This is a genomic window from Pseudomonadota bacterium (assembly GCA_022361155.1).
Classification (GTDB): Bacteria; Myxococcota_A; Polyangia; order Polyangiales; family JAKSBK01; genus JAKSBK01.
In genome coordinates this window covers 1-13,113 of record JAKSBK010000545.1, presented here as the reverse complement: position 1 = coordinate 13,113, position 13,113 = coordinate 1, and the positions used below count along the sequence as shown (strand labels likewise).

At 61.2% G+C, this 13,113-nt stretch carries 11 protein-coding genes; 7 read left to right on the top strand and 4 right to left on the bottom strand.

Annotated features, from left to right (window positions below):
* The coding region (locus MJD61_20290) for a hypothetical protein (GenBank protein ID MCG8557603.1) at nt 1–1,136 on the bottom strand (1,136 nt) is incomplete at its 3' end.
* A gap of 5 nt (nt 1,137–1,141) precedes the next feature.
* On the bottom strand, nt 1,142–2,017 hold the full coding sequence (locus tag MJD61_20285; GenBank protein MCG8557602.1) for a glycosyltransferase: 876 nt from the start codon (nt 2,015–2,017) through the stop codon (nt 1,142–1,144).
* 193 nt (nt 2,018–2,210) lie between these two features.
* Between MJD61_20285 and MJD61_20280 the strand changes: the two genes are divergently transcribed.
* A complete protein-coding gene (locus MJD61_20280) occupies nt 2,211–3,374 on the top strand; it encodes a glycosyltransferase family 4 protein (GenBank protein ID MCG8557601.1) in 1,164 nt (387 codons plus the stop codon).
* On the opposite strand, the gene MJD61_20275 is transcribed toward MJD61_20280, so the two are convergent.
* On the bottom strand, nt 3,329–4,840 hold the full coding sequence (locus tag MJD61_20275) for a hypothetical protein (protein ID MCG8557600.1): 1,512 nt from the start codon (nt 4,838–4,840) through the stop codon (nt 3,329–3,331). The genes MJD61_20280 and MJD61_20275 overlap by 46 nt on opposite strands.
* A 350-nt stretch (nt 4,841–5,190) precedes the next feature.
* Here MJD61_20275 and rfbH point away from each other — a divergent pair, with 350 nt between their 5' ends.
* From rfbH to MJD61_20245, 6 genes are read left to right on the top strand one after another with little or no spacing between them, the layout of a single operon-like run.
* Nucleotides 5,191–6,498: a lipopolysaccharide biosynthesis protein RfbH gene (rfbH, locus tag MJD61_20270; GenBank protein ID MCG8557599.1), complete on the top strand. Its 1,308-nt coding sequence runs from the start codon at nt 5,191–5,193 to the stop codon at nt 6,496–6,498.
* On the top strand, nt 6,498–7,271 hold the full coding sequence (gene rfbF, locus MJD61_20265; GenBank protein ID MCG8557598.1) for a glucose-1-phosphate cytidylyltransferase: 774 nt from the start codon (nt 6,498–6,500) through the stop codon (nt 7,269–7,271). The genes rfbH and rfbF overlap by 1 nt, the downstream gene beginning before the upstream one ends.
* Nucleotides 7,232–8,386, top strand: coding sequence for a CDP-glucose 4,6-dehydratase (gene rfbG, locus MJD61_20260; GenBank protein MCG8557597.1), 1,155 nt, complete (start codon nt 7,232–7,234; stop codon nt 8,384–8,386). The genes rfbF and rfbG overlap by 40 nt, the downstream gene beginning before the upstream one ends.
* Nucleotides 8,383–9,318: an NAD-dependent epimerase/dehydratase family protein gene (locus MJD61_20255; protein MCG8557596.1), complete on the top strand. Its 936-nt coding sequence runs from the start codon at nt 8,383–8,385 to the stop codon at nt 9,316–9,318. Before rfbG ends, MJD61_20255 begins: the two co-directional genes overlap by 4 nt.
* Entirely contained in the window at nt 9,306–10,349 is a 1,044-nt protein-coding gene (locus MJD61_20250; GenBank protein MCG8557595.1) for a GDP-mannose 4,6-dehydratase, read from the top strand. The genes MJD61_20255 and MJD61_20250 overlap by 13 nt, the downstream gene beginning before the upstream one ends.
* Before the next feature lie 47 nt (nt 10,350–10,396).
* Nucleotides 10,397–11,284 carry a glycosyltransferase gene (locus MJD61_20245; protein ID MCG8557594.1) on the top strand — a complete coding sequence of 296 codons (888 nt, stop codon included), beginning with the start codon at nt 10,397–10,399 and terminating at the stop codon, nt 11,282–11,284.
* A gap of 30 nt (nt 11,285–11,314) precedes the next feature.
* Here the strand turns inward: MJD61_20245 and MJD61_20240 are convergent, their stop codons facing one another.
* Nucleotides 11,315–12,739, bottom strand: coding sequence for an oligosaccharide flippase family protein (locus MJD61_20240; protein MCG8557593.1), 1,425 nt, complete (start codon nt 12,737–12,739; stop codon nt 11,315–11,317).
* Between the last annotated feature and the right edge of the window lie 374 nt (nt 12,740–13,113).

The following is a 13,113-nucleotide window of genomic DNA, read 5'->3' as shown; positions in this document are numbered from 1 at the left end:
GCGAAGGCGCCTCGACCCACACCGAAGACGGGGCTCTCGCCCACGAACAACAGTGCCTGCCCCACCAGCCTCAGCTTGTCCAAGCTCGCCTCGAACAACGCGGACGACAAAGTAGCGCCAGCGTAGAGCCCCGAGCCGAGGACGAGTACAAGGGAGAGCAGGGCCACGGCGGACAGGGGATCGAAGCTCCCTTGACCAGGACCGCTGAGGCTGTCGCGTAGCCGTCGTAGGCCCCAGGGCACAGACAGTACTGCCACCAGCAGGAGTGAGACCACCGCTCCGCGGGACATTGTCAGCACACAGGTAGCAGCCGCGAGCGCTGCTGCGCCGAACCAGACCAATCTGAGAACGCGATCGCTGCTCTTCACTCCCAACCCTGCAAGTAGGGGTGTCCCAAAAGCCAAGAAGCCTCCGAGATGATTCTCATTCATCAGCGGCGCCAGGAGGATGTGCGAGCCCGCCTGGATCGGTTGGTAGACGCCAAACACTGAGCCCGCACCGACAGCGCCGTGTACAAGGGCGACCAGCGCCATGGCGGAGGCCGAGAGACCCGCACCCTGCAGTACCAGACTTCGCCTACCCCGGTAGGCGCATGCCTGACCCGCCAGGAAGGCGCAGGCGACCGTTGCTCCCTTCACGATCTCGACCCAGGTTCCGCCGACGGCATAAGACAGCGTGCAACTGAGCGACTCGCTACCCAGCGCATCGAATGCCGCAAGCCAGCGTGATGCACTGCCGGGCGACAGCCAGTCCACCAGACTGCAAGGCATGGGCATTGCCTGAAGGAGCGTCCAGCCAAGCGAGAGCAAGATGATGCTCTCGAGAGCGCGTAGTGGGACACGCAGCCTGCGTGGCCAGACACACAGGAGCGTCACCGTCCACAGAAGCGCGATGGTGCTGATGCTCCAGCCGTGGACCCCGCCCAGAAGCTGCGGCGTGAGAACCATCGCCCCCAAGATCGCGACACGCCCATAGCCCGGCGCGGGTGTGGTGGCACCACTTCCCTCGGCGGCACGGGTACGTCTTCGATAGCGCCTATGGGCTAGGCTCGCGTTGTCCGTGGCGGCTGTGCTGTCGCTCTGCGCTAGTAGTCTATCGCTATCCGCTACCCTGTCCTTGGTACGAGTGACCGCCACAGCCGTCAGCTTGGGCCGTGGATCTGCAGCTTAGCAACAGCCCTGCGATAGGCGCGGTAAGGCGCGTACTTGAGCCTAAACAGGGCAGAGAGAGCCCGGAACCGCGCGTCCTGTTCGGACGACCCCAACACCCGTTTGCGAAGCCGAGATCGGTCTTCAGCGTGCGTATCGTCTAGACGTCCGGAGCCGGTGATGGAGGTCGAGTGGATGCGAAAACCGCCCAGCATGCCGCTGACCCTCTCGAAGTGCGTGCCCCCGAGCGCAGCCTGAACGAAGAACTCGCCATCCAAGCAGGTCCGCGTGCTCGGATTGAAGCCTCCGGCCGCTTCATACGCACGGCGCGTCCAGAACGCGGATTGCTGGGGGATCGAAAAGACACCGTGAAGATACTCCAGCGTTCGAAACGGCAGCGCCGGCATGAGTCGGACCTGACGGTCCTGCTCGTCGATGACGTAGCCGTCTCCATACACCAGCAGAGCCTCCTGTCGGCTCCCGATGTGCTCTGCTACTCGATGCAGGGGCCCCGTGGGCAAGTAGACGTCGTCCGAATTGAGATAAGCGAGTATCTGACCGGTTGCGACCCGCATACCCTTGTTTATGGCGTCGGCCTGGCCTCGATCCTTTTCGCTGGTCCAGTGGGCGATGTAGGGGTCGTAAGCGCGCAGGATCTGGGTGGAGCCATCTGCGGAACCACCGTCCATCACGATCAGCTCGAGGTTAGGATAGTCTTGGTTGAGGATGCTCAGGATGGTGCGCCGCAAAAAGCTCGCCTGATTGAAAGTTGGCACCACCACGCTGATCTTGGGAAAGGAGGGATCGCTGCCTCGGGCGGTGACTGGGTCAAAACTTTCGCGGGCAACGAAGGTCCTCAGGTTCACCATGCGCCTCTCTCTGTAGTAGCAGGTGTTGTCGAGACTAGGCTAGGACTAGGATGCGACCTACCCGGTTTTCGGAGGCCGGTCGCCTCGACCGCGACGAGAGACTATCATGGCCCCGCTGGCGACGACACGCTTGAGCGGAGCGGCTGCCAACTTGTGTTCCGCTTGTGTTCGGGCAACGAAGGATCCACTCGGAATGCCGAACAAACCTAGAGTCGTACTCCTAAGTACCGTGGCGGCTCCGTTCCAGTGCGAGGTGGCGGACGCGATGCGGGAGGCCGGGAAATGGGACTACCACTTGGTTTTTGCGCATGGCCCGGCCGTGAATCGCGGCCCGCACTGGGCCGTCGACCGTGTCGCGGATCAGGTTCACCTTGGTACCGGGGAGGCGCAGGCCTACGAGTGGAGCCGCAGCAAACTGGAGGGGCTGAGGCCCGACCTGCTTCTTTGCTCTACGTATCGTGGACCACTCGCGCAGGCGGCTTTCGCGTATGCCGACCGTCACAGCACTCCGGTTGGGCTATGGGCCGAGCAACCCGATCCGGTCTCAGCTCTCAAGGAACCCATCAAGAGAGTCATGGTACGGCGGCTGGTGAGCCGCTTCTCATTTGTCATCGCAATCGGGGACCGGGCGTGGCGCCTGTACAAGGCGAGTGTGGGGGTCCAGCGTGCACATCTGGTCCCGTACGGTCAGGATCTCTCCCGTCACTTTGCCGTACAGCGCGAGCTAACGGGGCGGCCGCTCCGCTTCTTGTTTTCTGGCCAGCTAGTATCTCGGCACAACATCGGAATGCTGTTTGATGCGCTAGCAAGCGTGGCGGAGCAGGAGGAGAAACCCTTCAGCGTCACGGTTGCAGCCGCGGGGCCGGAGCAACGCCGCGTTGACGCTGCGCTTCAGCGCAGCCCGCGGTTACTTGCCAATCTGCGGTACGATCGTTCCTACAAGACCTGGGAAGATCGGGTCCGGCCGTTTGTTAGCAGCGACGTGCTCTTGTATCCCTCCAGTTACTCGGGCTGGGGGCTGGTGGTTCCCGAGGCCATGGCTGCCGGCTTGCTTGTCGTGACCACTTCCGGCGTCGAAGCTGCCCGGTATTTCATCACGCCGGGGGTGGATGGCCTGCTTGTCGACCGCACGGCGACATCCGTCCGCGAAGCGATCAAATGGTGCCTCAACAATCCCCTCACTGTCCGTCGCATGGGACTTGCCGCTCGCTCGGGAGCGGAGCGCGGAGCCTCTAAACGCACCGCCAGCGTGCTGGGCGACGTCCTGGGAAGGTACCTCCAGCCGGACGGTGAGGGGGATCGAATTCGCCGTCAACTGCGGGCTGCGCCGACCGTGGAGGCGCGACCCGAGCTCTGAATCGGGCGCAGATGCTGATCGTGGGTAGCGCTTTCAGGCAATGTGCTGCGCTTCAACTCTCGAACGGCTAGTGTGCACGCGATGACGGCGCCCAAAGTGAGCATCATTTGGCCAAAAATGTAGGTGCGTGCAAGGAAACAGGGGACCAGGGTGTACGCGAATCCCGCAAGCTGCCGGGCTTGGTCGAGCCAACTGGCGCGGCGTGTGTCTGTTTGAGGTATCGCCATCAGCGCGCGGCTGAGGCCGCGTAGCGTCCCGGCAATAGCCAATCCGAGCAAGGCAAGTCCGATCACGCCGGTCTCCGAAACGACACGAAGCAGCGTGGATTTGGCGGCGAATACATTTCCGACCATGTAGTGGGCGTACTTGGCGGGAATGAATCGGTGAGCGTAGAAGTGGACGGCCCCAACCCCCGCTCCGGCCACCAGCCGGTCGGGTTCCGCCCGAAGGAAATCGAGAACGACGGCGTCGAAGTCTTCCACAGCCTCCCGAGCAATGGTCCTTTGTTCCATTACCTCCCCGACGTCCTCTGGGCTTCCAAACAGTCCCGAAAATGCGAGGCCGGTTGTCAAGAGGACGGCCCCGGTCAGGACGCGGGGACCCACTCCCAACGCGCGGGGCCGCGGGCCCCGGACCGACTTGAGCATCTGGGTAACGATTAGATGTGTGCCCGTCCCAAGCGTCCAGAGGAAAAAGGCTGACGTTGACCACGTCAGCATGGTTGCGAGTCCGAGGATGGCCCATACGGCTGTGGTGGCCGGGCGAGACCTCGTGACTCCGCGGGCTACCTGGAGCATGAGCAGGGCGACGACCAAGCTCTGCCCGAGGCCCTTTGGCTCGCCCCCTAAGGAGGACATTCGCAGAAACGTAGCACCCGCGGTGTTCAGGTACGCGCTTCTCTGCACCCGTCCGAGTTCCGAGCCGTGTCCAAGGACGGCCTCCAGAACCCCTACGGGCAGTGGATCAACTCCAGCGAGGAACCAGACAGCTATTTGAATGAACCCGACTGCGGCCAGGGCCAAGCACGACATGATGTAGACACGACCGAGTTCGGCGATGTGGTCCATCTCACCAACGAACTTCGGAATGGCTGCAAGTGGTGCAAACTGCAGGATCAGAATCGCACATTGTGAGAGAAGCCGCGTCGTTCCGCTCCGTAGCGAGCCTGCGTATACGCTGTACTCAGGGAGCTCGGGAATCTGAAGAACCGTCCAGATCGCCGCAAAAGCTAGAAAGGCGATGTAAGTTCGGGGCCACGGCGAGATGCGACGTGCAGCCCTCGAGCTGGGAAGCAGGGATACGATCAAGAGGGCACCAGCCGCGACCCGATACGCGGTGATTCGCAACCCGAGGTCTGCCTCGAGACCCTCCCACGGAACCAAGAAAACAGCCAGCCGTACGGCTTGCCGAGGGTTTCGGCTCGCGAACGCGGTGGCCAGGGCTAGTACCAGTAGCAGTGTTAGCAAGCCAGCAGTCCGATTGCTAGGCTCGAAGGCGCAGTTCTGCCTCCGCCAGCATCTCTTGTGAGCGTCCCATAGAATAGGTTACCGGCAGATGACTGACCATCTCGATCGAGCGGTGAAGTGGGTTCGTCGCAATGCGTGGGGCCAACATGGTGAAGGGCGCTTTGCAGTTGGCATCTTTGCGCGTGAGAGGCAGACTGTGTTCGTGATGGTATCCGGAGGCCCACTGTACGGACAGTGCCGAGTTGCGTGGCGGATTCATCCAGATGTCACGCTTTGCAAGATGGACGCCGGGCTGCCGCGGTCGAGCCAACCGCCGTCGACCGCTACCAGTGTCGTGAGGCTTGAAGAATATGATCGGACGTGATGACATCCTGGGGATGGTACGCGGATACGCGGCCGTCAACTCGGCAGAGGTTTTTAGGGCGGGCGAGACCTACGTCCCCGTCTCAGGAAAGGTCGTTGGACCGGAAGAGATCGTTTCCTTGGTCGACGCCTCGCTCGACGCCTGGCTCACAAGCGGTCGCTTTGCCCAGCGCTTCGAGGCCGAGTTCGCCCTCAGAATGAGCCAGCGCTGGGCGGCCCTTGTGAACTCCGGGTCGAGCGCCAACCTGCTCGCGGTGTCCGCCCTGTTTGCGCCGGAGCTCGGCGCGCGCAGGCTTCGTCCCGGTGACGAAGTCATCACGGTGGCTGCCGGGTTTCCGACCACCGTGGCACCAATCGTGCAGAACGGCGCGGTGCCCGTTTTTGTGGATGTGAACCCTGCCACCGCCAACGTGGCGCCGGAGCTCCTCGGTGAGGCGATCAGCGCCAAGACGCGCGCCATCGTGCTCGCACACACGCTAGGCAATCCTTTCGAACTGGATCGTGTCGCTGCCTTCGCAGAAGAGCACGGGCTTCTGCTGGTGGAGGACTGCTGCGACGCAGTCGGGGCGCTGCAAGGGGGACGGCTTGTGGGGACGCGGGGTGCGCTCGCCACCGCGAGCTTCTACCCGGCGCACCACATCACCATGGGAGAGGGTGGAGCCGTCATGGGAGGCAGCCCCAAGCTCAAGAGCGTCGTGCTGTCGCTTCGGGACTGGGGACGAGACTGCTGGTGTGATCCCGGCAAAGACAATACCTGTGGCAAACGCTTCGAGTGGCAGCTTGGGGAATTGCCAGCGGGCTACGATCACAAGTACGTCTATTCGAGATTGGGCTACAACCTGAAGCTCACGGACATGCAGGCAGCGGTAGGCTGTGCGCAACTTGAGAAACTGGACAATTTCATTCGTAGGCGCAACGAGAACCACAATGCGCTCAAGCAGGCGTTTCTGGATGAGGGCTGGGACGAGTACTTCGTGCTACCGGAGGCAACCCGCGGCGCCGAACCCAGCTGGTTTGGTTTTCTACTCTCGCTGCGTCCGGAATCCGGGATCGATCGGGCCGAAATGGCGAGGCGCCTGGAAGCACGAAAAGTAGGGACGCGCCTGCTCTTCGGCGGCAACTTGGTGCGCCAGCCTGCGTTTTCCGAAGTTGACTACAGGACCGCAGGACAGCTGGAGCACACGGACAGACTCATGAATCATGCCTTCTGGGTTGGCGTATGGCCCGGGATCGATCGGGCGCGGCGCCAGTACATGCTGGAAGCATTCCAGGGCGTGCTCAAGGAGTTGACCTAGTGAAAGCGGTGATCCTGGCCGGAGGTTTGGGCACTCGCATGAGCGAGGAGACCGTGCTCAGGCCGAAACCGATGGTCGAGATCGGTGGTAGGCCGATTCTGTGGCACATCATGAAGCTGTACGGACACCACGGCGTCGGCGATTTCATTATTTGCCTTGGCTACAAGGGCTACATGATCAAGGAATACTTCGCAAACTACTTTCTACACAATTCCAACGTCACCTTTGATCTGAAGCGCAATGCCATGACTGTCCACGAGTCCTCGGCGGAGCCGTGGACTGTGACGCTCGTGGATACCGGAACCCACACGATGACCGGTGGCAGGGTCAAGCGAGTTGCGCCCTATGTCGGAAACGAGGCGTTCCTGTTGACGTATGGCGACGGCATTGGAGACGTCGACGTTCGCGGCAGCATTGCATTTCACCAATCCAGCGGCCGGGTCCTGACGCTGACGGCCACGCAGCCGCCGGGACGCTTCGGTCAACTCAACATTCGCGACGATAGTGGAGTGAGCTCGTTTATGGAGAAGCCTCGTGGAGACGGTGGCTGGATCAACGGCGGCTTCTTCGTGTGCGAACCCAAGCTATTTGCCTACATCGACGGTGACCAGACGGTGCTCGAGGAAGATCCGCTTCGGAGGCTGGTTGCAGACGATCAGCTGGCAGCCTACAAGCACTACGGTTTCTGGAGACCCATGGACACCCTCAGGGATCGCGCGGCGCTAGAGGAGCTGTGGCAAGCAGACCGTGCACCCTGGAAGACCTGGACTTGAGTAGCCACGCCACCTCACGGGGCAGCGTGTGTGCGGCGGCCTGGCGTGGACGGCGGGTTCTCGTGACGGGCGACACTGGATTCAAGGGTGGCTGGCTTGTGGCATGGTTGCGGGCGCTGGGTGCCGAAGTCACCGGATACGCGTTGCCGCCGCACACGAGGCCCAGTTTCTTTGTAGCAACAGGACTGGGCCGGCAATATCAGCACGTCGACGGTGACGTGCGCGATGCAAGCGCGGTGACGAACGCGATGGAGAAAGCCGATCCGCAAGTCGTCTTCCACCTTGCGGCACAGCCGCTGGTACGCGAGTCGTATGTGGATCCTATCGGCACCTACGCGACCAACGTCATGGGCACCGTGCACCTGCTCGAAGCCGCCCGACGCGCACGATCGTTGCGAGCGATGGTCGTCGTAACAACCGACAAGTGCTACGAAAACAGAGAGTGGCCGTGGGGCTACCGTGAGCTTGACGCGCTGGGAGGCTACGACCCCTACTCGAGCAGCAAAGCCTCGGTCGAGCTCGTCGTTCAAGCCTACCGCCAGTCCTATTTCAGCCCTTCGCTTAACTCCGATCACGGCCTGATCTTATCTTCGGCCCGGGCGGGCAACGTGATAGGGGGCGGCGACTGGTCCGATGACCGCCTGATACCCGATGCCGTGCGAGCTTTTGAGAGTGACTCCATCCTGTACGTACGCAGCCCCGAGGCCTTGCGGCCCTGGCAGTACGTGCTTGAGCCTCTACGAGGCTACCTCGTATTGGCCCAAGCTGGACTAAGCGGGGACGTGGGGAGCGCCCGGGCCTTCAACTTCGGGCCAGTGGACGCGGAGACGGTGCCCGTCGCACAGCTCCTCGACCGATTCATCGCAGCCTACGATCGGCGCGGGCGTTGGGAACTGGCACCCGACGCGGCCTCGCAGCCGCACGAAGCCGGCCTGCTCAAGCTCGACTGTAGCCTTGCGCGCGAACGGTTGGGCTGGAGACCACTGACCACGTTGGGTCACTGTCTGCGTACAACAGCGACCTGGTACAGGGCATTCTATGGCGACGCTGATCCCGATGCCCTGCTCAAACTGACTCAGGCGCAGATCGCGGAGTATGGACAGGAGCAACCGTGACGGTTCTGGTTACGGGTGCCCGCGGTTTCCTTGGAAAGCACGTTGTGCAGCGACTGACGCAACGGGGAGTTCAGGTTCTCGCCACAGATCTTGAGTGTGGCTCGGTCACAGTGGACGTTCCGCGGATTAAGGAGGCGCAGCTCGACATTTGCGGTGCCCAAGCGAGCTTCGATCTCATGCGAGAGCACGCGATTCGTGCCGTGGTCAACTGCGCCGCCTATGGTGTAGACTACCGGCAGCAAGATCCAGTCCGGGCGTTGGAAGTCAATGCGATTGGAACCGCCAACCTCTTCACGACTGCTGACAGGCTTGGGATTGCCCCTTTCGTGCATGTGGGGACGGGAGCCGAGTACGGGTCGCATGAGGGCCCGATTTCAGAGGAAGCGGCCTTGAGGCCGACCACCATCTATGGGGCGACCAAGGCAGCCGGAACGTTGACTCTGCTTGCTCTGGCTACCCGGGCACGGTACGCGCCGATCATTGTGAGGCCGTTCGGAATGTACGGCGAGGGGGAAGGAAGTCACAAGTTGGTACCGCAGATTGTGGCGGCCGCTCTCTCCGGCGAACCGTTGATGTTGACCTCAGGTCATGAACTTCGTGACTATCGGTACGTGGGCGATGTGGCGGACTGCATCGCCTACTTGGTCATGCAGGCGGCCGATGCAGCGCCGCTAGGTCAGGTGTTCAATCTCGGTAGCGGCAAAGGCGTGACGGTACGCGACTTCGCCAAGGCGGTAGCCACCATCCTAGACAGGCCTGTAGTTTTGCGCTTCGGTGCCATCCCCAGCCGACAAGACGTTCCTGCGAGCTTGGTATCGGATCAGCGCAAATGGCGTGGCTTTTGTGCCAGGCATCACTGCCAGGAGCTAACAGCCGTAACCGCTGTGACGAGTGTAGTTGGTCGCATTCGGGAGACCGCGTGCGAATCCTGATCACCGGTGGTGCCGGCTTTGTGGGGTCGAACCTCGCGAAAGCCGCGTTGGAACGCGGTCACCAACTGTGCGTATTCGACAACTTGTCACGTCATGGGTGCGCAGCAAACTTGACGTGGCTGCAGAGTGCCGGTCGGTTCCGCTTCGTACATGGAGACATTCGATGCGCGTCGGATGTGGACTTGGTCGTCGGGGATTTCTGCCCGAACGCGGTCTTTCACTTGGCTGGACAAGTGGCGATGACGAGCTCAGTCGCGCGACCCCGCCTGGATTTCGAAACCAACGCCATGGGGACGTTCAGCCTTCTTGAATCACTGAAGCGCCATGCGCGGGAAGCTCTGTTTATCTACTCGTCGACGAACAAAGTGTACCGTCGTCCAGAGTCGTTTACCCGGCACGTAGAGCAAGGCACCCGCTACATCACTCCTGAATTTCCCGAGGGCTTCCCCGAAACCATACCATTTGATCCGGAGACGCCGTACGGCGTGTCCAAGGGCACGGCGGACGCATTGGTTCGCGACGCGCACGCTATCTTTGGGCTTCGAACCGTGGTGTTTCGACACTCATCAATCTACGGAGGAAGGCAGTTCGCCACCTTTGATCAAGGATGGGTGAGCTGGTTCTGCGCCCAGGCCCTGAGCCAGAAGAAGTTTCAGGCCGATTCATTCACGGTGGCGGGGAGCGGCAAGCAGGTCAGAGACTTGCTGCATGCTGACGATTTGGTCGATCTCTACTTGGCAGTCTTGGACCATGGGGAATCGGTCATCGGTGAAGCGTTCAACGTGGGTGGTGGTATTCGCAACAGTATGTCGATCTTGGAGCTCCTAGACTTCCTTCAGACGGAGCTCGATGTCCGACTCCGTTTTGACTGCATTGCACCTCGAGCACGAGACCAGAAGGTCTTCGTCGCGGATAACACCAAGATTTTCGGTAGGCTGTCGTGGAAGCCCGAGGTGGACCGAGCAACAGGCCTGCGGCGCACATTGACGTGGCTGTGTGAACAGGAGGGTGGAGCGTGCGACCCACGGTGAGCGTCTTGGTTCCTGTGTACCGTCGGCCGCGCCTGATTCGACCGTGCGTGGAATCCGCACTTCGGCAGACGTACACTGACCTTGAGGTCGTTGTCGTAGACAATGCCAGTGAAGACGGAACCTGGGACGCTTGTCAACAGCTAGCTCGCGAGGACGAACGCGTTCGAGTGTTTCGTAACAAAAGAAACCTGGGCCCGGTCCGCAATTGGCAGCGCTGCATCTCCGAGGCACGCGGCAGATATGGGAAGATCCTCTTTTCGGACGACGTGATCTATCCTTCATACTTGGAGGCGACTGTGCCTTGGCTGTCAAACAGTGACGTCGGCCTTGTGTACAGCGCTGTGGAAGTGGCATCTCGACCGGGAGCAGGCTGCCCCAGCTATCGGTTGCGCGAACATAGTGCATTGGTCAAGAAGCAGGAGTTCGTAGATGCTGCACTGTACACGAACCACGTGCCGGTATCCCCCAGCGCTGCAGTGTTTCGCCTGGAGAGTCTCCGCGAGAACCTCCTCGTGGATCCCCCCGGCCCTATCGATTGGCGTTCGACGGGAGCCGGACCCGATCTGCTGCTGTATCTTCTTGCCGCAGTGCGCCATCGGAGCGTGGCGTTTGTGCATGAGGCACTTGCGTTCTTTCGACGTCATTCGGGCTCGATCACACTGAGTCAACGCGAGCAGGTGTTCGCAGGCTATGCTCAGGCGTGGCTATGGTTTGCCTCCTCTCATCTTGATGAACCGATGAGGTCCCAGGTACGTGCGTTGTTTTGGCTACGTGCAGTCCGCAAGAACAGACAGATGGCGAGCCCCTGGCGCGTTTTGAGGGCGTACGGAGCCCGGCTGGATGCCCCGGGGGCCTTTGTACGCGCGACGCTTCAAGTTGCTTATGGCCGGAGGCTGGGGGCACTTCGAGGACACGGGGATCCACTAAAACGATGACAGGCGCGGCTGTCTAGGTCTAGGCCGTGCTCAGGCCGTGCTTGACGCCCCCCTCATTCGATCAAGGTCGCGCACCGCTCGCAGGACCTCTAGCGGTCCGAGAAGGCAAAACGGGAGAGAGCAGGCAATAGTGGCCAAGATCACTCCAAGACTGCCGAGTCTAAGAGTGTGTGCCAACACGAAGGAAAGCGGGATGTTTACCAGAATCGAGAATGCTGAGGTGAGCAGCTGTAGGCGCATGCGCTCGATGGCATTGAGCACGTACGAGAAGACGGTCGACCAGCAAAGCATTGCTGCATGGATAGCCATGACCGCGACGAGTGATCCTGGAAAGGTAAGGCCCCGATGCGTCCCGAGCCACAGTCTCAGAATCGGCTCATGGGCGACTGCCAGCGCGACAATGAGCATGAGCGCAGGGGCTCCAACAGTTAGGGCTTGATAGACCAATCGGCGTAGTGCCTTCGCATCGGCTTGCACGTGCAGCGCGGTCGCGGCAGTCCAGACAGGACCAAGAGCGATTCCAAACAGCCCCGCGACGACCGCAAACATTTTTTGGACCACATCGTAGGCAGCCGCTGTTTCGCCATCGAAGAGGTGGATGAGTATCCAGGCATCGGTGCCATAAAGCACGACAGCAGCGAGCTGAACGACGAAGATCTTAGCGCCTACTCGAAAGATGGGACGCAGGTCGGACAAGAGCAGCGGGGAGGGTCGAGGTCTGTAGAAGGGAAACCGGGAACAGTAATACACGAGGCCACCCGCCATCCCTGCGGAGGTGGACAGCAGTAGTAGGAGAGCGACATCCGGGAGGGTGACGGCGGTCCCTTGAGCTGACAGAAGACCAAGTAGACCCAGCAGCGACAGTTGCTGGACGAGCTGCCAGGCGGCAGCCCCATGGGACTCGCCGACCGCGTGTGCGAGGGGCGTATGGAGTCCTCCGACGATTCGCACTGCAAAAGCTGCGACAATAAGAACAGTTGCGAAAGGAAGCTCGGTTCGAATGAGTGGCGTTGCGCTAAAGATCCGGGCGGCGGTGAACCCGATCAGGGGACCTATCAAGAGCATCACACATAGTCCCCATAGAGCCACGACGAGGAGCAGCTGAAATATCAGGGCGGGGCACCTGGCCTCGTGGCCCTTCTCTCGGAGCGTGACCACTGTGTTGCGTAGTCCATTCGTGAGACCTAGGTCCGAGAGGGCGAACCATCCAGCCATGCTTGTCAGTGCCACCCAGGCACCGTAGCGTTCAGGGCCGAGCAGACTCAGAGCAAGCGGGACGACCCCGAGGTTGGCTAAGGCGGTGGCTGCTCGAAACCCTACGGCGAATAGCGACTGACGCGCCAGTTGGCGTTCAAGACCTATCCATGCCGGGAGGCGTGTGCAGAAGGCTGGTTTCACAGCATGGACGTCTGGATCTAGCGGACAGACGCTCTGTACCGGTGAGGTGGACCCCATTTTGTGGACCAGAATGGGGTTCCGTTGAGGTGGAACCTGGCTGGTTGGGAATAATGGGTTGATGTGTAATTGGCGATAAGGGAACGTTTCCAGGGCCGCAAGACGTATTCGGCCGCCGGGACGAAATTGAGTGTACCCCCCCCGCCCCTCTCCGGTTGCCGGTCAGGCTGCGGTATCCAGTGCATCATAGAACGCTGCCGGTGTCTGGTAGCCGAGCGCTTCGTGAAAGCGGTCCTCGTTGTAAAAATTCATGTAGCGAGCGATGCAGTCCGAAAATTGGGGTCCACTTCAGGGCTATCGAGTTCTCGGTGCAGGCTGTTTTTCCGGCGCGGGTGAACGCGGCCGGGGACGCTTGGGTCAGCAACTTGGACAAT

Bases quoted from the DNA above. Each gene is read 5' to 3' on its own strand.
- MJD61_20280 (MCG8557601.1), top strand. From the start codon at position 2,211: ATGCCGAACAAACCTAGAGTCGTACTCCTAAGTACCGTGGCGGCTCCG.
- MJD61_20240 (MCG8557593.1), bottom strand. From the start codon at position 12,739: ATGGGGTCCACCTCACCGGTACAGAGCGTCTGTCCGCTAGATCCAGAC.
- rfbH (MCG8557599.1), top strand. From the start codon at position 5,191: ATGATCGGACGTGATGACATCCTGGGGATGGTACGCGGATACGCGGCC.
- MJD61_20285 (MCG8557602.1), bottom strand. From the start codon at position 2,017: ATGGTGAACCTGAGGACCTTCGTTGCCCGCGAAAGTTTTGACCCAGTC.